Annotated in this window: 20 protein-coding genes; 15 read left to right on the top strand and 5 right to left on the bottom strand. The window is 64.3% G+C overall.

What is annotated here, in order from left to right; genetic code table 11:
- The first annotated feature begins 203 nt into the window (after window positions 1-203).
- The 6 genes from BMW90_RS16315 (at window position 204) to BMW90_RS16290 (ending at window position 6,822) form a co-directional block, all read left to right on the top strand.
- On the top strand, window positions 204-1,250 hold the full coding sequence (locus BMW90_RS16315) for a rod shape-determining protein (protein WP_048529144.1): 1,047 nt from the start codon (window positions 204-206) through the stop codon (window positions 1,248-1,250).
- A gap of 111 nt (window positions 1,251-1,361) precedes the next feature.
- Entirely contained in the window at window positions 1,362-2,282 is a 921-nt protein-coding gene (gene mreC / locus BMW90_RS16310) for a rod shape-determining protein MreC (RefSeq protein WP_074837494.1), read from the top strand.
- Window positions 2,275-2,811, top strand: a complete 537-nt coding sequence (locus tag BMW90_RS16305) for a hypothetical protein (RefSeq protein WP_048529142.1) — start codon at window positions 2,275-2,277, stop codon at window positions 2,809-2,811. The genes mreC and BMW90_RS16305 overlap by 8 nt, the downstream gene beginning before the upstream one ends.
- On the top strand, window positions 2,808-4,748 hold the full coding sequence (gene mrdA / locus BMW90_RS16300) for a penicillin-binding protein 2 (protein ID WP_074837493.1): 1,941 nt from the start codon (window positions 2,808-2,810) through the stop codon (window positions 4,746-4,748). The genes BMW90_RS16305 and mrdA overlap by 4 nt, the downstream gene beginning before the upstream one ends.
- Window positions 4,748-5,896 carry a rod shape-determining protein RodA gene (gene rodA, locus BMW90_RS16295; RefSeq protein WP_048529139.1) on the top strand — a complete coding sequence of 383 codons (1,149 nt, stop codon included), beginning with the start codon at window positions 4,748-4,750 and terminating at the stop codon, window positions 5,894-5,896. The genes mrdA and rodA overlap by 1 nt, the downstream gene beginning before the upstream one ends.
- Window positions 5,893-6,822, top strand: a complete 930-nt coding sequence (locus BMW90_RS16290) for a 2-hydroxyacid dehydrogenase (protein ID WP_074837492.1) — start codon at window positions 5,893-5,895, stop codon at window positions 6,820-6,822. Before rodA ends, BMW90_RS16290 begins: the two co-directional genes overlap by 4 nt.
- 70 nt (window positions 6,823-6,892) lie before the next feature.
- Here the strand turns inward: BMW90_RS16290 and BMW90_RS16285 are convergent, their stop codons facing one another.
- Window positions 6,893-8,674: a KpsE/RkpR family capsule polysaccharide export protein gene (locus tag BMW90_RS16285; RefSeq protein ID WP_074837491.1), complete on the bottom strand. Its 1,782-nt coding sequence runs from the start codon at window positions 8,672-8,674 to the stop codon at window positions 6,893-6,895.
- A complete protein-coding gene (locus tag BMW90_RS16280; RefSeq protein WP_048529134.1) occupies window positions 8,652-9,311 on the bottom strand; it encodes an ABC transporter ATP-binding protein in 660 nt (219 codons plus the stop codon). Before BMW90_RS16280 ends, BMW90_RS16285 begins: the two co-directional genes overlap by 23 nt.
- 194 nt (window positions 9,312-9,505) lie before the next feature.
- On the opposite strand from BMW90_RS16280, the gene BMW90_RS16275 reads away from it, so the two are divergent.
- Entirely contained in the window at window positions 9,506-11,149 is a 1,644-nt protein-coding gene (locus tag BMW90_RS16275) for a hypothetical protein (RefSeq protein ID WP_074837490.1), read from the top strand.
- A 52-nt stretch (window positions 11,150-11,201) separates the two neighbouring features.
- Here BMW90_RS16275 and BMW90_RS16270 read toward each other — a convergent pair whose 3' ends face one another.
- Together BMW90_RS16270 and BMW90_RS16265 are read right to left on the bottom strand one after the other, a co-directional pair.
- Window positions 11,202-12,584, bottom strand: coding sequence for a Na+/H+ antiporter NhaA (locus BMW90_RS16270; RefSeq protein ID WP_074837489.1), 1,383 nt, complete (start codon window positions 12,582-12,584; stop codon window positions 11,202-11,204).
- A 165-nt stretch (window positions 12,585-12,749) separates the two neighbouring features.
- Entirely contained in the window at window positions 12,750-13,409 is a 660-nt protein-coding gene (locus BMW90_RS16265) for a GntR family transcriptional regulator (RefSeq protein ID WP_074837488.1), read from the bottom strand.
- Window positions 13,410-13,581: 172 nt separating this feature from the next.
- Between BMW90_RS16265 and BMW90_RS16260 the strand changes: the two genes are divergently transcribed.
- Both BMW90_RS16260 and BMW90_RS16255 read left to right on the top strand, forming a co-directional pair.
- The gene (locus tag BMW90_RS16260; RefSeq protein ID WP_074837487.1) at window positions 13,582-14,841 is read left to right on the top strand and encodes a malonyl-CoA decarboxylase; all 1,260 of its coding nucleotides are present in this window, start codon (window positions 13,582-13,584) and stop codon (window positions 14,839-14,841) included.
- 3 nt (window positions 14,842-14,844) lie between these two features.
- Window positions 14,845-16,359, top strand: a complete 1,515-nt coding sequence (locus tag BMW90_RS16255; protein ID WP_074837486.1) for a malonate--CoA ligase — start codon at window positions 14,845-14,847, stop codon at window positions 16,357-16,359.
- 22 nt (window positions 16,360-16,381) lie between these two features.
- On the opposite strand, the gene BMW90_RS16250 is transcribed toward BMW90_RS16255, so the two are convergent.
- Window positions 16,382-17,146, bottom strand: coding sequence for a DeoR/GlpR family DNA-binding transcription regulator (locus BMW90_RS16250; RefSeq protein ID WP_048529123.1), 765 nt, complete (start codon window positions 17,144-17,146; stop codon window positions 16,382-16,384).
- Window positions 17,147-17,406: 260 nt separating this feature from the next.
- Here BMW90_RS16250 and glpD point away from each other — a divergent pair, with 260 nt between their 5' ends.
- From glpD to BMW90_RS16220, 6 genes are all read left to right on the top strand, one after another.
- Entirely contained in the window at window positions 17,407-19,002 is a 1,596-nt protein-coding gene (gene glpD / locus BMW90_RS16245) for a glycerol-3-phosphate dehydrogenase (protein ID WP_074837485.1), read from the top strand.
- A gap of 122 nt (window positions 19,003-19,124) precedes the next feature.
- On the top strand, window positions 19,125-20,213 hold the full coding sequence (locus BMW90_RS16240) for an ABC transporter ATP-binding protein (protein ID WP_074837484.1): 1,089 nt from the start codon (window positions 19,125-19,127) through the stop codon (window positions 20,211-20,213).
- Between the two features lie 12 nt (window positions 20,214-20,225).
- Window positions 20,226-21,302 (top strand): ABC transporter ATP-binding protein, encoded by a 1,077-nt coding sequence (locus tag BMW90_RS16235; RefSeq protein ID WP_048529117.1) that lies wholly within the window; start codon window positions 20,226-20,228, stop codon window positions 21,300-21,302.
- On the top strand, window positions 21,302-22,171 hold the full coding sequence (locus BMW90_RS16230) for a carbohydrate ABC transporter permease (protein WP_048529116.1): 870 nt from the start codon (window positions 21,302-21,304) through the stop codon (window positions 22,169-22,171). Before BMW90_RS16235 ends, BMW90_RS16230 begins: the two co-directional genes overlap by 1 nt.
- Before the next feature lie 115 nt (window positions 22,172-22,286).
- The gene (locus tag BMW90_RS16225) at window positions 22,287-23,174 is read left to right on the top strand and encodes a carbohydrate ABC transporter permease (RefSeq protein ID WP_074837483.1); all 888 of its coding nucleotides are present in this window, start codon (window positions 22,287-22,289) and stop codon (window positions 23,172-23,174) included.
- Window positions 23,175-23,313: 139 nt separating this feature from the next.
- On the top strand, window positions 23,314-23,586 hold the full coding sequence (locus tag BMW90_RS16220; RefSeq protein WP_048529114.1) for a DUF2160 domain-containing protein: 273 nt from the start codon (window positions 23,314-23,316) through the stop codon (window positions 23,584-23,586).
- Window positions 23,587-23,664 lie beyond the last annotated feature (78 nt).

Below are 23,664 nucleotides of genomic sequence, written 5' to 3'. Positions count from 1 at the left end.
TGGCGGGGCCCGGGCAGATGAGCGCATCACACCGTTTATTGTGGGTCTCATGCGGCGGAAACGTGCTGATTTGTCCGCCCCCCCCTCTTTCGTCCGGTTGCGCGGCTCCGTATAAGTGCCCGTGGCCGGGCTCTGGTGCAGAGTCGCGGCCCATATTTATGGCAGACTCCGACTTGCAGCACCAAGCGAAGGGCGCATCCTGAATGTTTTCACTGTCCGACCTGACTGGTATGTTCTCCGCCGATATGGCCATCGACCTCGGCACGGCCAATACGCTGGTCTATGTCAAAGGCAAGGGCGTGATCCTGTCCGAACCCTCGGTGGTGGCCTATCACGTCAAGGACGGCGTCAAGAAGGTGTTGGCGGTGGGCGAGGATGCCAAGCTGATGCTGGGCCGCACGCCGGGCAGCATCGAGGCGATCCGCCCGATGCGCGAAGGGGTGATCGCCGATTTCGACACCGCCGAAGAGATGATCAAGCATTTCATTCGCAAGGTGCACAAGCGCTCGACCTTCTCAAAGCCCAAGATCATCGTCTGCGTGCCCCACGGCGCCACCCCGGTGGAAAAACGCGCCATTCGCCAGTCAGTGCTCTCGGCGGGCGCACGCAAGGCCGGGCTGATCGCCGAACCGATCGCGGCGGCCATCGGTGCCGGCATGCCGATCACCGATCCCACCGGCAACATGGTGGTCGATATCGGCGGCGGCACAACCGAAGTTGCGGTGCTGTCGCTGGGCGACATCGTCTATGCCCGCTCGGTCCGCGTCGGCGGCGACCGGATGGACGAAGCCATCGTCAACTATCTGCGCCGGCAACAGAATATCCTAGTGGGCGAGAGCACCGCCGAACGCATCAAGACCTCGATCGGCACCGCGCGGATGCCCGACGACGGGCGCGGCGCCAGCATGCAGGTGCGCGGACGCGACCTGCTGAACGGCGTGCCGAAGGAAACCGAAGTGACCCAGGCCCAGGTGGCCGAGGCGCTTTCCGAGCCGGTGCAGGCGATCTGCGAGGCGGTGATGACCGCGCTCGAGACCACGCCGCCGGATCTGGCTGCCGACATCGTCGACCGTGGCGTGATGCTGACCGGTGGCGGCGCGCTGCTGGGCGATCTTGACCTGGCGCTGCGCGAGCAGACCGGGCTGGCGGTGTCGATTGCCGACGAGAGCCTGAACTGCGTGGCGCTTGGCACCGGCAAGGCGCTGGAATACGAAAAGCAGCTGCGCCACGCGATCGATTACGACAGCTGAGCCGGCGGTGGGGAGCGCCCCCACCCTTCGCCAATCGTGAAGCGGCCGCGTCTGGATTGCGCCGGCCCGGCCGTGATATGACGGACTGACCCAGAGACCGGAGACGCCGCGTTGGCCCGAGATCGCGCGCATCAGGAGGATTACGCAGGCCCGCTCCGGCGGCTGGTGACCTTTGTCATCCTGCTCTGTCTGATCGGGCTTTTCATCTTCTGGCGGATCGACAGCCCGCGGGTCGAACGGTTTCGCGCCCAGGTGGTCGACCGGGTGATGCCGGGCTTTTCCTGGGCGATGGCGCCGGTCACCGCCACGGTCAACCTGATCCGCGATTTCCAGTCCTATCAATCGCTCTACGCCCAGAACCAGGAGCTGCGCCGCGAATTGCAGCAGATGAAGAGCTGGAAGGAAGCCGCGCTGCAACTCGAACAGGAGAACGCCCGCCTGCTCGATCTCAACAATGTGCGCCTTGATCCGCAGCTGACCTATGTCACCGGCGTGGTTCTGGCCGACAGCGGCTCGCCCTTCCGGCAGTCGCTGTTGCTGAACGTCGGCAACCGCGACGGCATTCAGGATGGCTGGGCGGCGATGGACGGGCTGGGGCTGGTCGGCCGCATCTCCGGCGTCGGCGAACGCACCAGCCGGGTGATCATGCTCACCGACACCTCGTCCAAGGTGCCGGCGCTGATCCAGCCGTCGGGGCAAAAGGCGCTGGTGGTGGGCGACAATTCCATGGTGCCGCCGATCGACTTTCTCGAAGACGCCGACCAGGTGCGCCCCGGCGACCGGGTGATCACCTCGGGCGATGCCGGCGTGCTGCCGCCGGGGCTGGTGATCGGGCAGGTCGCCAAGGATCCGGGCGGCCGCCTGCGGGTGCGCCTCTCGGCCGATATCGAGCGGCTCGAATTCCTCCGGGTGCTGCGCGATCACGGCACGCCCGCGGTCGACACCGCCGGCGATCTGGTGGTGCCCCCCGAAACCGAGGGGGATCTGGCCGAAGAGGCGCCGCAGGACACCGGGGAGGCGGTCGATGGCTGACAATACCGCCTCGCGACTCTGGCTGATGCGCCTCACCTTCCTCGCCCTGGCGCTGACCACGGTCTTTTTCCGGCTGCTGCCGCTCGAAACCGGGCCGGTGCGCTGGCCCGCGCCCGACGTGCTGCTGGCGCTCTGCCTGGCCTGGTCGCTGCGCCGCCCCGATTATGTGCCGGCGGTCTTTGTCGCCGCCGCGATCCTGCTGACCGATTTCTTTTTCCAGCGCCCGCCAGGGCTGATGGCGGCCATTGTCGTGCTGGCCTGCGAAGCCATGCGCAAGCGCGGCCCGGGGCTGCGCGACGCCGGGTTCCTGGCCGAGATGATCCTTGTCGCGCTCACCATCCTTGCGGTGGCGCTGGCCTACCGGGTGGCGCTCACTCTCTTCATGCTGCCGCGGCCGCTTCTGGGGCTGTCGCTCTTGCAGGTGCTCTTTACCGTGGCCATCTATCCCGTCGTGGCGCTGGCCTCCGAGTGGCTGCTCGGCGTGCGCGCCCGCAGCAACGCCGAACTCGCCGCCGGGAGGATGACATGAGACGCCCGCCCAAGGACACGCTGGAAAGCGCCCGCAAAATAAGCCGCCGGGGCCTCGTGGTCGCCGGGCTTCAGGCCGGGTTTGTCGGCCTGCTGGGCTGGCGGATGCGCCACATGCAGGTCGATCAGGCCGATCAGTTCCGCTTTCTGGCGGAAGAAAACCGGATAAACATCCGGCTGATCCCGCCGGCGCGCGGCGAGATTTTCGACCGCAACGGCGTGGCCGTGGCGGCCAATGCGCCGGCCTATCGCATCACCATGGTGCGCGAGGACGCCGGCGACATCGACGCCGTGCTCGACAGCCTGGGTCAGCTGGTCGATCTCGATCCCGAAGAGGTCGAACGGGCCCGCGCCGAGATGAAGCGTTCGGCGCCGTTCCTGCCGGTGACCGTGGCCGACCGGGTAAGCTGGGAAGACATCTCGCGCGTCGCCGTCAACGGCCCCGCCCTGCCCGGGGTTACCCCCGAGGTGGGCCTGTCGCGGCATTACCCGCTGCGCCACGATCTGGCGCATGTCGTGGGATACGTCGGCCCGGTTTCGGAACGCGATCTTGCGCATTACGCCGATCCGCCGCCGCTGCTGCGCATTCCGCGGTTTCAGATCGGCAAGGTCGGCGTCGAGACCAAGCTCGAAGAGGTGCTGCGCGGCAAGGCCGGAGCCAAGCGGGTCGAGGTCAACGCCGTTGGCCGCGTCATGCGCGAACTCGACCGCCGCGAAGGCACCAGCGGCGCCACTGTGCAGCTTACCATCGACAGTCAGTTGCAGAACTACACCGCCGCGCGGCTGGGCGAGGAAAGCGCCAGCGTCGTGGTGCTCGACCTCGAGCATGGCGATGTGCTCGCCGCCTGTTCTTCACCTTCCTACGACCCCAACAAGTTCGTGCGCGGCATTTCCGTCGCCGATTACAGCGTCCTGCGCGAGAACGACCACCGGCCGCTGGCCTCAAAGATCGTGCAGGACGCCTATCCGCCGGGCTCGACCTTCAAGATGGCTGCCGCCCTGGCGGCGATGGAGGCCGGGCTGATCACCCCCACCGAAACCGTCTGGTGCCCCGGATATCTCGAGGTCTCGGGCCGGCGATTCCACTGCTGGAAACGTGCCGGTCATGGCCACATGAACCTCGAGAAAAGCCTGCGCGAAAGCTGTGACGTCTATTACTACGACCTCGCCATCAAGGTCGGCATCGAAAAGATCGCCGAGATGGCCCGCAGGCTCGGACTGGGCGAGGTGCATGACCTGCCGATGTCGGCGGTGACCAAGGGGCTGGTGCCGGACAAGAACTGGAAATTCGTCAACCGCGGCGCCGACTGGGTGGTCGGCGACACGGTGAACGCCGTGATCGGCCAGGGTTTCGTGCTGACCTCGCCGCTGCAACTGGCGGTGATGACGGCGCGGCTGGCCACCGGCCGCAGCGTCGCGCCACGACTGATCAAGCGGATCGATGGCGTCGAAGAGCCCTCGCGCGGGGGCGAAAGCCTCGGCATCAACGAGAACCACCTGCGCCAGATCCGTAAGGCGATGTTCGAGGTCTCGAACAACCGGCGCGGCACCGCCTATCGCTATCGGTCGGTGGCCGAAGACGTGCGGATCGCCGGCAAAACCGGCACCAGCCAGGTGCGCAACATCACCGCCGCCGAACGCGCCCGCGGCGTCACCCGCAACGAGGACCTGCCCTGGGAGCGGCGCGACCACGGTCTGTTTGTCAACTTCGCCCCCGCCGAGGCGCCGCGCATCGCGGTGGCGACGGTGGTCGAACATGGCGGCGGCTCCGGCGCCGCCGCGCCGATCGGCCGTGACGTGACGCTTCAGGCGCTTTACGGCGGCGATCCGCCGCTTGACGCCTATCCCAGCGCCGACCGGGGTCGCATCAAGACCCAGCAAGAGCGGCTGGCGCGCGAGCGCCGGACGCCAGCCGCCCCGGGCCAGGAAGAGGCCTGATGTCGTATCTCGAGTACAACGTCAAACATGTGCCCTCGGGGCCGCGCAAGATATTCTACCTGAACTGGCCGCTGGCGATCCTGCTGGCCTCGGTTGCCGCGATCGGCTTTCTGATGCTCTATTCCGTGGCCGGCGGCTCTTTCTCGCCCTGGGCGGAACCGCAGATGAAGCGCTTCGCACTGGGGTTCGTGCTGATGCTGATCGTGGCGCTGGTGCCGATCTGGTTCTGGCGCAACATGGCGGTGGTGGCCTATTGCATCTCGGTGGTGCTGCTCCTGGCGGTGGAATTCGTCGGTGTCACCGGCATGGGCGCCCAGCGCTGGATCGACGTCGGCTTCATGCGGCTGCAACCCTCGGAACTGATGAAGATCACCCTGGTGATGCTGCTGGCCGCCTATTACGACTGGCTGCCGATCAAGAAGACCTCGCGCCCCTTCTGGGTGATCCTGCCGGTGCTCATGGTGCTGTTTCCGACCTTCCTGGTGCTGCGTCAGCCCGATCTCGGCACCGCCATTCTGCTGATGACCGGCGGCGGGTTGGTGATGTTCATGGCAGGCGTGCACTGGGCCTATTTCGCCGCCGTCCTGGCCGCCGCGGGCGGGCTGGTGACGGCGGTGTTCCAGAGCCGGGGCACCGACTGGCAATTGCTCAAGGACTACCAATTCCGCCGCATCGACACCTTTCTCGATCCGTCGACGGATCCGCTGGGCGCGGGCTATCACATCACCCAGTCCAAGATCGCACTGGGATCGGGCGGCTGGACCGGGCGCGGCTTCATGCAGGGCACGCAGTCGCGGCTGAACTTCCTGCCCGAGAAACATACCGATTTCATCTTTACCACCCTGGCCGAGGAATTCGGCTTTGTCGGCGCCTTTTCCCTCCTCGGGCTCTATGCGTTGATCATCGCCTTCTGCGTCACCTCGGCCTTGCAGAACCGTGACCGTTTCGCGGCACTGCTGACGCTGGGCATCGCGACGACCTTCTTCCTGTTCTTTGCCGTCAACATGTCGATGGTCATGGGGCTGGCGCCGGTGGTGGGCGTGCCGCTGCCGCTGGTGAGCTATGGCGGCTCGGCGATGCTGATCCTGATGATCGGCTTCGGGCTGGTGCAATCGGCACATGTTCACAGACCACGCGGGGCCATATGACCAACATCCTTTTCGCCGCCGGACCCGATCGCTGGGACGATTGGGCACCACCACTGCGCGCCGCGCTCGATCAGGCCGGGCTCGGCTATGCGCTGGCGCAGGACATGGCGCCGGAGGTGGTGGATTACATCGTCTATGCGCCGGATTCAGCGTTGCAGGATTTCACGCCCTTCACCCGCTGCAAGGCGGTGCTGAACACCTGGGCCGGGGTCGAGGCGGTGGTCGGCAACCAGACCCTGACCCAGCCGCTGGCGCGGATGGTCGGCGGCGGGCTGACCGAGGGGATGGTGGAATATGTGCTGGGCCACAGCCTGCGCCATCACCTCGGCATGGACGCCCATATCGTGAACCCCGATCACGACTGGCACTGGGCGCCGCCGCCGCTGGCCTCCGAGCGCCGGGTGACGGTGCTGGGGCTCGGGGCCCTGGGGGCCGAGGTGGCGCAGAAACTGGCCGGCGTGGGCTTTGCCGTCACTGGCTGGAGCCGCCGGCCGAAAGAGATCGGCGGGGTCCGTACCCTGAACGGCGATGACGGTCTGGCCGAGGCGCTGCGCGGGGCCGAGATCCTGGTGCTGCTGCTGCCCGACACGCCGGCGACCGAGAACATCCTCGATGCCGAGGCGCTGGCGCTCCTGGCCAGGGGCGCATTCGTGATCAACCCGGGGCGCGGCCCGCTGATCGATGATCAGGCACTTCTGGCGGCGCTGGACAGCGGGCAGATCGGCCATGCCACGCTCGACGTCTTTCGCGAGGAGCCCTTGCCCAAGAACCATCCGTTCTGGGCGCATCCCGGTGTCACCGTCACGCCGCATGTAGCCTCGGAAACCCGGGCCGCAAGCGGCGCCGGGGTGATCGCAGAGAACATCCTGCGCGGCGAGGCGGGGCAGCCTTTCCTGCATCTGGTGGATCGCACCGCCGGGTATTAACCGGCGGTTGGTTCCAAAGCGCGGGAATCGCGGATTGCGAGCCCGCCGCGCATCGCCAGGCCCGGAGCCCCTAGCTCGACACCTGTTCACGCAGGATCGACGCGGTCAGCGAGATCAGCAGGTAGATGCCGCCGAAGATCAGGAATGCCAGGATGGTGTTCTCGAACTTGCGCGGATAGCTCGGATCCTGCGACGGCACCGGCGCGACCGCAGTCTGAAGATAGCGCACCTGGGCATTGGCCTCGCGCCGGGTCTGGCTGAGCGAGGTCAGCGCTTCCTGCAACATCAGGTCGCGCGTCGCCAGATCGGCCTGCGCCATCTGGATTTCGGAGGACAACTGCGCCAGAGAATTTTCGCCTTCGGAGGCCTGCGTCATGTCGGATTGCAACCGCTCGAGCAGCCCGCGAAGCCGGCGGATATCGCCGCGCGCGCCTTCGACCTTGGCCTGGTTGGGCCGGGCATTGTCCAGCAGCGCCTGCAATTGCAACTCGCGCTCCTGGATCTGCACCTCGACATTGCCGATCTGCTGCCGCAACGAGGCGATCCGTCCCTCGGGGTCGAGCACCTGCGACACCTGCTGCAACTCCACCAGCCGCAACTGCGCTTCGCGGCGCGCGGTTTCAGCCTCTTCCAGCGCTTCGGTGGCGCCCTTGAGCTGATCCTCGCGCTTGCGCTGCGACAGGCTGTCGACCCGATCCTCGGCGTATTCGATCAACGCACCGGTATATTGCGCGCTGACCGAGGGGTTGGCCGCGACGATCTCCATCCGGATCACGCCTTCGGTCGGGTCATAGCCGATCTCGATGTTCTTCTTGTAAAGCTTGTAGGCGTCCTCGTTCGAGGCGGTGTCATCAAGCCGCTGGATCGGGTCGATCCAGTCCTGGCTGAAATGGCTGCGAAAACCGACATCCTGATCGAGCCGCAGCATCGCGTCCTTGGACATCAGATAGCTCTGCACCGCGATGGCGTCCTGGTTGGTGGCAAACTGCGTGCCCGAGAGCAGCCCGCCCATCCCGGAAGAGCCTCCGCCATCATTGGCGATGATCAGGAATTCCGACTTGGTGGCATACATCGGCGTCGCCACATTGTAGAAATACCAGCCACAGATCAGCGTCGGCAGGCCGACAAAGAAGGCCAGCCGCGACAGCAGCAATATGGACTTGCGGCGCCGGCGTTTGGCGATGTCTTTCTGGATATCGCCGATCTCGCGAATGCGGCGGTCCATCGGGTTGCTGGTTTCGGTTGAGGGCAGGTTCTTGCCCGGGGCCGGGACGGTCTGCGGCAATTGCACCTTGGTGTCCTTGCCCGCCACCGGCTGATTCCCCTGCGCCGGCACCACCAGCTCCAGCATGTTGGAGCGCTGGAACGGGTCGATTCCCCGCTGGCGAAGCTGGCGCACGGCGTCGAAATCGCTGGTCACCGCCAGCCCGTGCTTCTGCGACATGCGCCGCGCCATGCGCAGTTGGCGCCCGGTCAGCCCTTCCTTGCGGATCGCCTCCATGTCGGTCTCGCCGGCGACCTGGGCCGCCGATGAGACCTCGCCCTCGCGCGGGGGCGGCGCCGGATCGGCGCGCTTGCCGCCGGTGATCCGGGCAATGGTGGAGCCGGTCCCGATATTGCGACTGGTCGCGGCATCGGCCGTGTCCTCTGACCGGGGCTCTGCCGCGGTTTCATCACCAGAGGGTTCCTCCTGCCGGAGGGCACGGATCTGGCCGATCAGGGTGTCGGTCTCGGACGCGCCGGGCCGCGCGGGAGGCGGCGAAGAGATACCTTCCGGCCCCACCATCTCCTGCGCTCCGCCGGGGCGTGCGCGCCGAACCCGAAATTTCTTAGCCTTGGGTTTCGTAGTCATAGAGCTGCTTCGCTTCCTCCAAGGTTTCAAACATATGCAACTGGCCATTCAACAAAACACCGGCCTTGCGGGCGAACTTTTCTAGCACCTTGGGCTGGTGCGAGACAATGATGATGGTCGTGGTGCGCAGCCGTTCCGCGAGGATCGCGGCGGCTTTCTTGTTGAACTCCACGTCCGTCGAATTTGGCATGCCTTCGTCGATCAGATAGATATCGAAATCGAGCGCCAGCATCAGCGAGAAGGTGAACCGCGCTTTCATGCCCGACGAATAGGTGCCGAGCGGCTGGTCGAAATATTCGCCCAGCCCGCAAAGCCAGCGGCAATAGGCCTCGACATAATCGGGATCGAGACCATAGAGCCGGGCAATGTAGCGGGCGTTCTCATGCGCCGAATGCTTCGACACCACACCCCCCATGAACCCCAGCGGAAACGAGATGCGGCAGCCGCGGCGGATTTCGCCTTCGTCGGGCTTTTCCAGCCCCGCCATCATCTTGATCAACGTCGTCTTGCCGGTTCCGTTGGGGGCGAGGATGCCCAGCGACTGGCCCAGGTCCACGCGAAAGCAGGCGCGATCAAGGATCACCTTGCGCTGTGTTCCAGTCCAGAAGGACTTGCTCACGTTATCGAATTCCAGCATCTGATCTGGCCCCGGCGTCTGCTCGCCTCAAATTAATAGAGGTTGGTTAAAGCACTGTTAGACACCGATTTTGGTCATATTATGACCCAGATGGGCCAATTGTATCAACTCCCCGCATGGGGTATCACGCCAAGCACCCGGCCCTGCGGCGAAAATTGTCGCCGGAACGGCGCGGAATCGCCTATTGTTGTTCCATGCCCACAACCGCCACAGCCTCGGTCCTGCACCTGACGCTCACCGGCACCTTTGCCGCGCGCGCCGACGGCGACGCGCTGGCCGGGCTGTCGCGGCGCGGACAGGCGCTTCTGGCCTATCTGTCGCAACAACGTGACATGCGGGCCGAACGCGGGTTTCTGGCCGATCTGCTCTGGAGCGACCGATCCGAGGAACAGGCCCGCGCCTCGCTGCGGCAGGAGCTGTCGGTGCTGCGGCGGACCCTGCCTGACGGTCTGCTCGAGGCCAGCCGGCAGCATGTCTGGCTCGATCCGGCCAGGGTCGAGATTGCGTCGGGCGGCGGCGCGTTTCTCGCCGGATTCGATCTTGCGTCCGAAGGCTTCGAGGACTGGCTTCGCCAGAGGCGCCGCGCCGATCCTGCGCCCGCGACGCCCCCCGACCGGCGGTTCCTGACCCGCCCGGCTGTCCTGCTCTTTGCCTTCGAGGCTCTGTCGCAAGGCCCGCAGGACGCCATGATCGCGCTTGGCCTGGCCGACGATCTGCGCACCACGCTGTCCTACTGGCGCTGGTTTCCGGTGATCGGGCCAGAGGCCATCGGCTGGAAAACCGCGCGCGAGATCGATCTGCGCACGGCGGCGGCCCAGGTCGAGGCCGCCTATGCGGTCAGCGGCACCCTGCTTTGTCTCGGCAACCGGGTGAAAATCTCGGTCGGCCTGACCGAAACCGAGACCGGCCGCACCTGCTGGTCGCGTAATGTGGATGGCCAGCTCGACGATATCTTCACCTTTCAGGAAGAGGCCAGCCGCGCCATCGTCGCCCAGCTCGAGCCAGAGATCGCTCATGCCGAAACCAGCCGCATCGCCCGCGTTCATCCCGTGTCGATCGGGCCATGGCAGGTCATGGCGCAGGCCGACGACATCAACCGCACCGGCGGCGAAGGCTATGGCACGCCCGAGAGCAACGCCGCGCAGGAACAGCTGATGCAGGAGGTGCTGCGCCAGCACCCGGAATTTTCTCCGGCGCTGGCGCGGCTGGCGCGGGTCTGGTTTCGCCGGGCGCTGCTGGGCTGGACCGACGACCGCCCCGCCGCCTATGACACCACGCTCGACTTTGCCGGCCGCGCACTGGCCGCGGATCCGACCAACTGGGAGGCGCATGCCTATTTCGGGCTGGCGCGCATTTTCGGCCACCACGACTATGCCTCGGGCGAATATCACAGCGCCGAGGCCGTGCGGCTCAACCCGTCTGCCTCGCTGGCGCGGCACGGGCTGGCCTGCGCGCTGGAGTGGCTCGACCGGCCCGAGGAGGCGCTGGAACACATTGGCCTGATCTTTCGGCTCAATCCCGAATATCCGGCCCGCGCGGCGGCCCTGGGCCAGCTTGCCAGCTGCCGGTGCTTTACCGGCGACCGCGACGGCGCGGTCGAGGCGGCAAAAAGCCTTTTGGCCATCGCTCCCGATTATGCCCGCGGATTGCAGCGGTGCGTGACGACCTTCGGCGCCTGCGGCGAACCAGAGCTCGCCGCCCAGGCTCTGGCCCATTTGCGCGAGGTCCAGCCAGAATTTTCCGAGGCCTATGTCCGCGAGACCTACCCCTATGCCGGCCCGCGAAACCTCGAGGTCCTGATCGATGGCTGGCGCCGGGCCGGGGCCTTCAGCGAATAAAAAACCGGCGCGAAGACCCGCGCCGGTGTTCTGTCCCGAGCCAGCCGCCGGCTCAGAGGTTCTGCTTTTCCACCCGGAAGATCTTGCCCGAGGCAATCGCCACCAGCGCGGCGGCAAAGCTGAACAGCGCGCCCATCTTGGCGGCGTCCTGCACCGGCCCGGCATTGAAGGCGACCGAGGCGACAAAGAGCGAGACGGTAAAGCCGATCGCTGCGACAAAGCCGATCACCACCAGATCGATGATCCGCATACCCTGCGGTATCCCCAGCTTGAGCGGCTTGGCCGCGACCCAGCCGAACAACAGGATGCCCACCGGCTTGCCGATCAAGAGCCCGGCCAGCACCAGCCAGGTCGCCGGCCCGATCGACGAGAATTCGACCCCGGCGTTGAACAGGCCAAAGAAGAACAGGACGATCTCGACCGGGTGCTTCAGCGCATGTTCGATCATGTTCAGCAGATCGGTGAGATATTGCTCGGCCTCGGAAAAGATGCCGAAGGCGCGATCGGCATGCGGGATCGTCGGCACGATGGGCAGCAGCCCAAGCGCCGGGTGCAGGCCGGACATCATGAAACCGTACCAGCTGGCACAACCGGCCAGCAGATAGGGCCAAAAAGACAGGGTTTTGCGCACCCAGGTCGAGGCCGGCCGATCCTGATTGCCTTGGTCGAGCCGGCGCGGCAGCCAGTTGGCCAGCAGAAAGACCGCCAGCGCGGCGCCAAGCGACAGCAGCAGCCATTCCGGCGCCAGCTCGCCCGACGGATAAAAGACCGCGAGAATGATCAGCCCGGCGGCATCATCGGCGATGGCCAGAAGCAACAGGAACCGCACCGCCGGGTGACCGGCGCCAAAGACCAGCCGCCCAATCAGATAGGAAAAGGCGATGTCGGTCGCGGTGGGAATCGCCCAGCCATTGGCCACGGCACTGTAGGTCTCCGACCCCATGACCGCCGCAAGACCCAGATAGACGGCAATCGGCCCGAACATGCCCCCGGCGGTGGCAAAGAGCGGCGTGGCGGCCTTCTTGCCGCGCAGGCTGCCGTTCTCGAGGATCACGGCTTCCCAGACTTCCTTGGCGGCGATGGCAAAGAAGAAGGCCATGAGCAGATCGTTGACCAGATAATGCAGCGTCAGGGTGCGACTGCCCTCGCCAAAGACGAATTGCGCGCCATCCGCCCCGGTGTACACCTCGGCGCCGGCGGCCACCATTTCGGCAAAGGCCGGATCACTCGCGGCGATTTCGGCGGCGTGATATTCCCCGATGGGCGCGTGATCCCAGATCACGAAATCGACAAAGTAGTGGTAGGTGTCGGCCCAGTAATGCGGATCGCCCGCCACCGGGGCGATCAGGTCCAGATTTGCCCAGACCAGCGCAATCAAGGCGCCAAAGATCAACAGCAGCGAATAATTGGTCAGAAAATTCCAGACGCGATACATGTCTTCCCCGGCCCTTCCCCTGTTTGTGGTTTTCGACGTACCTCAAATACCCCCGCGCCGCAACGCAAGCCGGGCGAAATCGGCCGGCAAGCCTTTCAAATGCGTTTTGACAATCCGAGCCATTGCATCGAACAGGCACGCTCCGGCTTCGGGGTCACCATTGGCCTAAACTTCGGTGACACGCTTGAGCGTGGCCATCAGGCTGTGAAACTTTTCGCCCTGAATCGCCACATGGCCGCGCAGCGTCTCGGCCGCCGCCACCGGGTCGCCGGCCTCCAGCGCGTCGAGGATGGCCTTGTGTTCGGCCATGGACTGCGCCATGCGGCCGCGCAGCCGCAACTGTTGCCGACGAAAGGGTTTCAGGCGCCGGTGCAACTCGTTGGCCTCTGTGGTCAGGTAGCTGTTGCCGGATTGCTCATAGATGATCCGGTGGAACCGCTCGTTCTCGGTGTAATAGCCATCCGGGTTCTGACAGCCGACGGCGGCCTCGCATTTCACATTGGCATCCTGCAACGCCGCCAGGGCCTCGTCGGAAATGCGCATCGCGGCGAGGCGGCCGCAGACCGCCTCGATCTCGGCCATCGCCTCGAACATCTCGATCAGCTCGACAGGCCCCGGCTGGCGCACAAAGGCGCCCCGACGCGGCACCAGTTCGACCAGCCCGGAACGGGCCAGCCGCTGCAAGGCCTCTCGGAAGGGCGTGCGCGAGACCCCGAATTGCTCGGCCAGACGCACCTCGTCCAGACGGTCGCCATCGGAATAGGTCCCGTCGAAAATCCGCTCTTCGAGCGCTTCCGCAATGGTATCGGCACGTCGTTGCTCCATGTTATCTGTATAGGCGCGCCGGTGCGCCGAACGCAAGAATGCCCGTCATGTATACAAAAATCTTGACCTGAAATACATCGTATGGTTGGCTGCGGCTGTCCCGGCCCTGCCGGGTCCGACATCCATGGCCGGCTGCCCCGCGTCCGGCCGGCCGCGTGAGGGGAGTTGTGGCATGACCCTGCTGGCGGACCTTCTGTCCACCGTCTTTGAACGACGCTACCGCCGTGACGCGCCGATAGCGGCCGAGGATGGCCGTCCGCTGACAGACCTGGCCATGGCGCTGGTCGGATCGGCCAGCGAGACCTCGGGGCTGGCACTGGCGAGCGAAATCCTGGCCCGCTTCGGCGCGCTCGAGGACCATCACAAGCTCGAGTTCTTCCGCTTTCTCGCCAGCTCGATGAACATCGACCCCGAAGCGGTCCGCACCCGGCTCGACGCGTACGAACGCGCCCCGTCAAAGTCCAGCTATCGCGCCTTTGCCGAGGCGGCCGAACCGCGCCGGCAGGAGCTGATCCGGCGTCTCAACCGGGTTCAGGGCGCCACCGGCGAACTGGTCAAGATGCGCGCCGATCTCTTGCGGCTCGGGGGGACCGAACCGGAGCTTGCGGCACTGGACCTGGATTTCCGCCACCTCTTCGCCTCTTGGTTCAATCGCGGCTTCCTGGTCCTGCGGCCGATCAGCTGGGAAAGCCCGGCGCATATTCTGGAAAAGATCATCGCCCATGAGGCGGTACATGCCATCGACAGCTGGTCCCAGCTGCGCCGCCGGCTCGAGCCGACCGACCGGCGCTGTTTTGCCTTCTTTCACCCGGCGATGCCGGATGAGCCGCTGATTTTTGTCGAAGTGGCGCTGACAACCGGCATCCCCGGTTCGGTGCAGGCGCTGCTGGCCGAAGATCGCCTGCCCCTGCCAGCAGCCGAGGCCGACACCGCAGTGTTCTATTCGATCTCCAATTGCCAGGCGGGGCTGGCCAGCATTTCCTTCGGCAATTCCCTGATCAAGCAGGTGGTCGCCGATCTGGCGGCAGAACTGCCGGGGCTCAGGACATTTGTCACCCTGTCGCCGATCCCCGGCCTGACCCGCTGGCTCGACCAGGAAAACGTGCGCTGGAGCGTCGATGACCCGACGCAGGTGAAGACGCTGGCTGCACATTACCTGCTGCACGCCAAATCCCGCGGCGGCCTGCCCTCTGATCCGGTCGCCCGCTTTCACCTTGGCAATGGCGCCATCGTTCAGGCGGTCCATGCCGATGCCGACACCTCTGACAAGGGCCGCGCGCAATCCGGCGGCGCAATGGTGAACTACCTCTACGATCTCGCCCGCGTCGAAGCGAACCACGACGCCTATGTCATCTCCAGAGAGGTCATGGCGGCAAAAGACGTCAGGGCGCTGGCAGATGCCGCAGATCTTACTCCGACCCAAGAAAGCTGATCCATGGCGAACCCCCTTTACGATGGTCTGTTTGGCGCGCATGCCGGCCAATCCACCCCTTTTCTGCGGCTTGCCGACGGGCAGGTCATCACGCACGGCGCCTTTCTCGAGAGCGCCGCGCGGATCGCCAATGTCATGGCCGATCTGGGGCTGGCACCCGGCGACCGGGTGGCCGCCCAGGTCGAGAAATCCCCCGAGGCGCTGGCGCTCTATGCCGCCTGCGCGCAGGCGGGGCTGGTGTTTCTACCGCTCAACACCGCCTATACCGCCGATGAGCTTCAGTATTTCATCGAAAACAGCGGCGCTTCGCTGATCGTCTGTGACGGCAGGAGCGACGCGACCCTCGCCCCGATGGCCGGACAGTTCGGCGCCCGGATCGAGAGCCTGAACGGCGACGGCAGCGGCAGCCTGATGGATAAGGCCCGCACCATGCCGGCAGAATTTGCCACGGTGCCGCGCACGGCCGACGACCTCGCCGCCTTTCTCTATACCTCGGGCACGACCGGGCGCTCGAAGGGGGCGATGCTGACCCAGGCCAACCTGCTGTCGAATGCCCGAACCCTTGTGAAGGAATGGCGTTTCACCGCCGGTGACGTCCTGCTGCATGCGCTGCCGATCTTTCACACCCATGGTCTTTTCGTGGCCACCAATGTCGCTCTGGCGGCGGGCAGCAGCATGATCTTTCTGCCGAAATTCGATCTCGACCAGGTGATCGCGGGTCTGCCCGAGGCCACGGCGATGATGGGCGTGCCCACCTTTTACACCCGCCTGTTGAACGACGATCGTTTCACCCGCGATCTTACGGCGCATATGCGGCTGTTCATTTCCGGCTCCGCGCCCCTGCTGGCGGAAACCCACGTCCAGTTCGAGAGCCGCAGCGGCCACCGCATCCTCGAACGCTACGGCATGACCGAAACCAACATGAACACCTCGAACCCCTATGAGGGCGAACGCCGCGCCGGCACAGTGGGCTTTCCGCTGCCGGGCGTCGAGCTCAAGATCACCGATCCCGAGACCGGCAAGACCCTGCCCGACGGCGAGATCGGCCAGATCGAGGTGCGCGGCCCGAATGTCTTCAAGGGCTATTGGCAGATGCCGGAGAAAACCGCGGCAGAGCTGCGCGACGACGGGTTTTTCATCACCGGCGATCTCGGCCGGATCGACACTGACGGCTATGTCCACATCGTCGGCCGCAACAAGGATCTGATCATTTCCGGCGGGTACAATATCTACCCCAAGGAAATCGAGCTGGTACTCGACGACCAGCCCGGCGTGCTGGAAAGCGCGGTGATCGGCGTGCCACATCCCGATTTCGGCGAAACCGTGCTGGGGGTGATCGTGCCCGAGAAGGGCGCCGCCCCCGACACCGAGGCGATGATGCAGGCGGTGCAGCAGGCACTGGCGCGGTTCAAACATCCGCGGGCCCTGGTCATGCTGGATGACCTGCCGCGCAACACCATGGGCAAGGTGCAGAAAAACCTGCTGCGCGACAGCTACAAGGACATGTTCGCCGGCTGAGTCTTGCCCTGCCCCGGTGCCGTCAGGCCTGGGCGACCACCACTTCGGTGCCCCAGCTGCGGCAGGCGGTGGCAAGATCGCGCGGCAGCGCCTTGTCGGTAAAGAAGCTGTCGACATCCGCCAGCGACGCAATCCGGGCCGGGGCGGTGCGGGCGAACTTGGTGTGATCGGCCACCAGAAAGGTCTTGCGCGATTGGCGCAGGATGGTGCGGCTCACGCTCACCTCCTGGATGTCGAAATCCATCATGTCGCCATCGGCATCCAGCGCCGAACAGCCGACGACGGCCAGATCGAACTTGAACTGGCTGATGGTGTCGGTGGCAAGATTGCCGACCAGCCCGCCATCGGTGCGGCGCAGGTGGCCGCCAGTGACGATGATCTCGCAATCGGGGTTGGCCGCGAGGATATTGGCAACATTCATGTTGTTGGTCACCACCATCAGCTTGGTGTGATGCAGCAGCTCCTGCGCCACCGCCTCGGTCGAGGTGCCGATGTTGAGAAACAGCGAGATGTCGTTGGGAATGCGCGCGGCACAGGCGCGGGCGATGGCGAGTTTCGCCGCAGGGTTGAGTGAGCGACGTTCCTCGTAAACGATATTTGTGGTACTTGAGGGCAGCACTGCCCCGCCATGCACCCGTTCGAGTCGCCCGGCATCGGCCAGGTCGGACAGGTCGCGCCGTATGGTCTGTAAGGTGACGCCGAAATGTTCGGCCAGATCTTCGACGGTGACCTTGCCTTCACGACGGGCGATTTCAAGGATTTCCGGATGCCGAAAAGTTTGCGACATTCTTTTCGTTTCCTTTCGATATGCCTCAATCGAATGCCGACCGGAGGACATCTACGTAACATACCGTCAAAACCGCAAGACTGACAACAACAAAGCCCAGGATTCGACCGGATACCGGGGCCGTTTTCGCTTTGACATGGGGAATATCCCCATGTTTGACAGAGCTTTGCGCGAAATCGAACACTAACGAAAACAAAACCGTTGAAAACCGCGCATCTCTGTGTCAGAACTGACGCAACAAGCGTGAAGGGAGAACCGCGTTGTCGCATCACGACATAGATGGCCCGACAGACCTGTTCGTCATCGGCGGCGGCATCAATGGCTGCGGCATTGCCCGCGACGCCGCCGGCCGCGGGCTGAGCGTCACCCTGGCCGAGATGAACGATCTCGCCTCGGCCACCTCGTCGTCATCGACCAAGCTGTTTCACGGCGGCCTGCGCTATCTGGAATACTTCGAGTTTCGGCTGGTACGCGAGGCGCTGATCGAACGCGAGACCCTGCTTCGCGCGATGCCGCACATCAGCTGGCCCATGCGTTTTATCCTTCCATATCATAAGGATATGCGGTTCGAATCGGAAACGCCGACGTCCCGGCTGCTCGGGCTGTTCATGCCTTGGATGAAAGGTCGCCGGCCGGCTTGGCTCATCCGTCTCGGGCTTTTCATGTATGATCATCTGGGCGGACGCAAGATTTTGCCGGGCACCAGAACCCTGTCGCTGAACGACAGCAAGGAAGGCGCGCCGCTTCAGGATCGGTTCGACAAGGCCTATGAATATTCCGATTGCTGGGTCGAGGATTCGCGGCTTGTCGTGCTCAACGCCCGCGATGCCGAAGCCCGGGGCGCCCGGATCCTGACCCGGACCAAGGTGCTTTCTGCGGTGCGCGAGGGTGACCTCTGGCGCGTGGAAACGCAAAACACCGAAAACGGCGAGATTCAGACCCACCTCGCCCGCATGCTGATCAATGCGGGCGGCCCCTGGGTCGGCGACATCATCCAGACCAAGGTGCGGATCAATTCGCGCGAGGGCGTGCGCCTGGTGCGCGGCAGTCATATCGTGACCAAGCGGCTCTATGACCACGACAAATGCTATTTCTTCCAGGGCACCGACGGGCGGATCATCTTTTCGATCCCCTATGAGACCGATTTCACCCTGATCGGCACCACCGATGCCGATCACCCCGATCCGTCGCAAAAACCGGTCTGCACCGAGGAAGAACAGCGCTACTTGATCGACTTTGCCAACCAGTATTTCGCCAAGGCCCTCAGCCGGGACGATATCGTCTGGACCTATTCCGGCGTGCGGCCGCTTTATGACGATGGCGCCTCGAGCGCCACGGCGGCGACGCGGGATTACACGCTGAAGGTCGATGCCGAAGGCGGCGCGCCGGTGCTCAACGTCTTTGGCGGCAAGATCACCACCTATCGCCGGCTGGCGGAAAGCGCGCTGGAGCAGATCGACAGCCACCTGAACGTCGGCAAAGGCCCCTGGACGGCGGGCGTGCCGCTGCCCGGCGGCGATTTCCCGGTCGATGGCGTCGAACGCATGATCGCCGACCTGCAATCGCAATACGGCTTTCTCACCGATTTCTGGGCGCGCCGGCTGGTGCGGGCCTATGGCACCGACGCGACCGTCATGCTGGGCGCGGCGCAGACGGCCCAGGATCTCGGCCGCGACTTCGGTGCCACGCTGACCGAAACCGAGGTGGTCTGGCTGATGACCCGTGAATACGCACGCACCGCGGAAGACGTGGTGTGGCGGCGCAACAAACTTGGCCTGCGCATGAGCGAAGCCGAGATTGAAAACCTACAAGACTGGATGGCGGAAAACCGTCGATCCAGCACGGCTGCCGCTTAACATTCAAAGAGCCGGACGGCGGACCCCGCCCAACCGGCCGCAAGCGGCACGACAGATTACCGGACTGAGCGCATACCGCCAGTCCGCCGCCACCACGGCGAACCAGGGAGGAGACAAGCGCTATGACGCTGGAATTGAAAGGCGTGTCTAAATCGGTTGAGGGTCAGGTCCATATCCACCCCACCGATCTCACGCTGAAAAACGGCACGATGAACGTGCTGCTCGGGCCGACATCATCGGGCAAGACCTCGTTGATGCGGCTCATGGCCGGACTTGACGTGCCCAACACCGGTCAGATTTTCTGGGAGGGCAAGGACGTCACCGGCATGCGGGTGCAGGACCGCAAGGTCGCGATGGTCTATCAGCAGTTCATCAACTACCCGTCGATGACCGTCTACGACAATATCGCTTCGCCGATGAAGCTGATGGGCGCCGATGCCAAGGAGATCGACCGCCGGGTGCGCGAAAGCGCCGAGCTGATGCAGCTTACCCCGATGCTCGACCGCAAGCCGCTGGAGCTGTCCGGCGGCCAGCAGCAACGCTGCGCCCTGGCCCGCGCGCTGGTCAAGAACGCCGGCCTGGTGCTGCTCGATGAGCCGCTGGCCAACCTCGATTACAAGCTGCGCGAAGAGCTGCGGGTCGAGATTCCGAAGATCTTCGAAGCCTCTGGCTCGATCTTTGTCTATGCCACGACCGAGCCGGAAGAGGCGTTGCTGCTCGGCGGCAACACCGCGACGCTGTGGGAAGGTAGGGTGACACAGTTCGGCCTGACGCCCGAGGTCTATCGCCAACCGGTCGATGCCACCACCGCGCGGGTGTTCTCGGACCCGCCGATGAACTTCCTCGATGTCACCAAATCCGGCAACGAGCTGCAATTCGGTGAAGGCCAGAGCGCGCAGGCCAGTGGCCAGCTGACGCAATTGCCCGATGGCCGCTATACCGCCGGCTTCCGCCCCAACCACCTCGAAATCAAAAAACATTCCGACAATGCGATGCAATTCGCGGCGCGGCTGTCGGTGACCGAGTTGACCGGTTCGGAAACCTTTGTGCACCTCGATCACTTCGACGAGCGCTGGGTCGGGCTGATCCACGGCGTGCACGACCTGCAACGCGGCGAAAGGCTCGATGTGTGGCTCGATCCGCGTCACGTCTACATCTTTGGCGAAGACGGCAAGCTGATCGCGGCTGCCGCCTATGCCCTGGCAGCCTGAGGAGATCGACCCATGGCCAAGATCACGCTCGACAACCTCGCGCATTCCTATCTGCCGAAACCGCAATCCGAAGACGATTACGCGTTGAAGGAGCTCAACCATGATTGGCAGGACGGCGCCGCCTATGCGCTGCTCGGCTCGTCCGGCTGCGGCAAGTCCACCCTGCTCAACATCATTTCCGGCCTGCTGCGCCCCAGCCAGGGCCGCATCCTGTTCAACGACCGCGACGTCACCGACGCGCCGACGGCAGAGCGGAATATCGCGCAGGTGTTCCAGTTTCCGGTGGTCTACGACACCATGACGGTGCGCGACAACCTGGCCTTTCCGCTGCGCAACCGCGGACGGGACGAGGCCTATGTGGCCGAACGCGTGCAGGAAATCGGTGCGATGATCGGCATGGAGCACATGCTCGACCGCCGCGCCCGAGGCCTGACCGCCGATGCCAAGCAGAAGATCTCGCTCGGCCGCGGCATGGTGCGCAAGGACGTCAACGCGCTGCTCTTTGACGAGCCGCTGACGGTGATCGACCCGCATATGAAATGGGAGCTGCGGACCCAGCTGAAAAAGCTGCACCACGATTTCGGCCACACGATGATCTATGTGACCCACGACCAGACCGAGGCGCTGACCTTCGCCGACAAGGTGGTGGTGATGTATGACGGACGCGTGGTGCAGATCGGCACCCCGGAAGAGCTGTTCCAGACGCCGGAGCACACTTTTGTGGGCTATTTCATCGGCTCGCCGGGGATGAACGTGATCCCGGCCGAGGTCAACGGCGCCACCGCCCGTATCGAGGGCACCGAGCTGCGGCTCAAGCGCGGTTACGGCGATCTCAGCGGCAAGGTCGAGCTGGGCGTGCGCCCGGAATTCGCCCGCCTCAGCCGCACCGAGGGCCTGCCGGTCACGGTGCGCCGGGTCGAGGATGTCGGCCGCCACAAGCTGGTGCGGGCCGAGGTCTTTGGCCATGACATCAACATCATCGCCGACGAGGATGACGACGTCAGCGCCGACATGACCCACGTGGTCTTTGATACCGATTTCGTGAACGTCTACGCCAATGACTGGCGGGTGCCGGGGGAGGCCGCATAATGGAAAAGACAGTCAACCAAAAAGCCTGGTTTCTCGTCCTGCCAGTGCTGATCCTCGTGGCGTTCTCGGCGGTGATCCCGTTGATGACCGTCGTCAATTATTCGGTGCAGGACACGTTCGGCAACAACCAGTTCTTCTGGGCCGGGCTCGAATGGTTCGCCGAAATGCTTGAATCCGAGCGGATGTGGAACGCGTTGGGCCGGCAGCTGATGTTCTCGGCCATCATCCTGGCGATCGAGATCCCGCTGGGCATCTACGTGGCGCTGCATATGCCGAAAAGCGGCTTCTGGTCGTCCTTCTGCCTGGTGCTGATGTCGCTGCCGCTGCTCATCCCGTGGAACGTGGTCGGCACCATCTGGCAGATCTTCGGCCGCGTCGATATCGGCCTGCTGGGCTATACGCTGGATGCGCTCGGCATCTCCTACAACTACACGCAGGACACGTTGGACGCCTGGATCACCATCATCGTGATGGATGTCTGGCACTGGACCTCGCTGGTGGCCCTGCTGGCCTTTGCCGGGCTGAAATCGATCCCCGACGCCTATTATCAGGCGGCCAAGATCGATCAGGCCAGCCGCTGGAAAGTTTTCCGCTTCATCGAGCTGCCCAAGATGATGGGCGTGCTGATGATCGCCATCCTGCTCCGGTTCATGGACAGTTTCATGATCTATACCGAGCCTTTCGTCGTCACCGGCGGCGGCCCCGGCAATGCCACCACGCTCTTGTCGATCGACTTGGTGAAAATGGCGCTGGGACAGTTCGACCTCGGTCCGGCGGCGGCCTTCTCGATCATGTATTTCCTCGTGATCCTTCTGGTCAGCTGGGTGTTCTACACCGTGATGACCAACCTCGACAAACAGGAGGGCTAAGGATGGGTTTTCCCGACAGAGTCACCGTCATCCTCGGGCCTGACCCGAGGGCCTCCCAGCCAAGAGTTCCCCGGGTCAAGCCCGAGAACGCCGCAAGCAACAAGGGACCGCTGCAATGACCGATACCACCTCTGCCCCCGGCGCGGCCTCGATCCCCGGCAACGTCACCGACAGCACCGCCACCAAGACCCGCCGCAAGTTCCGGCCCAACGGCTCGCTGATCGTCATGACGCTCTATCTGCTGTTCATGCTGCTGCCGATCTATTGGCTGCTGAACATGAGCCTGAAGACCAACTCGGAGATCCTGAACACCTTCACCCTCTGGCCGCGCAACCTGACGCTGGCCAACTACCAGACCATCCTGACCGATCCGGCCTGGTATCTGGGCTACGTCAACTCGATCATCTACGTGACGATCAACACGGTGATCAGCCTCGTTGTGGCCCTGCCCGCAGCCTATGCCTTCAGCCGCTATCACTTCATGGGCGACAAGCACCTGTTCTTCTGGCTGCTGACCAACCGTATGGCGCCGCCGGCGGTCTTCGCCCTGCCCTTCTTCCAGCTCTACAGCTCGGTCGGGCTCTTCGACACCCATATCGCCGTGGCGCTGGCGCATACGCTGTTCAATGTGCCGCTGGCGGTCTGGATCCTCGAAGGCTTCATGCGCGGCGTACCCAAGGAGATCGACGAAACCGCCTATATCGACGGCTACAGCTTTCCGAAGTTCTTCGTGAAGATCTTCATGCCGCTGATCGCCTCGGGCATCGGTGTGGCGGCCTTCTTCTGCTTCATGTTCTCCTGGGTCGAGCTGCTTCTGTCGCGGACGCTAACCACCGTCGACGCCAAGCCGATCGCCGCCATCATGACCCGGACGCAGGGCGCCGCCGGGATCGACTGGGGCGTGCTGGCCGCCGCCGGGGTGCTGACCATCGTGCCCGGCGCCTTGGTGATCTACTTCGTGCGCAACTACATCGCCAAGGGCTTTGCCCTGGGGAGGGTGTGATGCAAGGTTTCCTTAACCCTTCGCATGTCATCCCCAGGTCCAGCGGGTGGATGACACCCGCGCGGGCGGCCAAAGGCCCCCAGATCATACCCGGGAACGACGGCGCAATTCTCAAATCTATCGCAGGGGAGGACAACTAATGGACTGGATGGCATGGACCTGGCCGACGGCGATCTTCTTTATGGTCATCGCCTCGCTGCTCATCACCTTCACGATCCTCGCGATCAAGTTTCCCGAGACGCCGCGCACCGGCATCCTCAGGATCGAAACCACACGGGGCGACCGCCTCTTCATCACCCTTCTCGGCTCGGCCTTCATCAATCTGGCCTGGCTTGGATTGGTCGGCGCAAACCAACCTTATGCGCTGATCGTCTGCCTGATCTATGCCGCAGCGGTGTTCCGCTGGGTGTAACAGGCAACCGGCGACGCCCCGAGGGGACCTGAGAAACCCCACAGGGCGCCGTCTTCGAAGCAACCAAGTTCCTACAAT

The organism is Marinovum algicola, assembly GCF_900109145.1.
Lineage (GTDB): Bacteria > Pseudomonadota > Alphaproteobacteria > Rhodobacterales > Rhodobacteraceae > Marinovum > Marinovum algicola.
The sequence above is the reverse complement of the archived record's forward strand: the minus strand, read 5'-3'. Positions and strand labels throughout refer to the sequence as shown.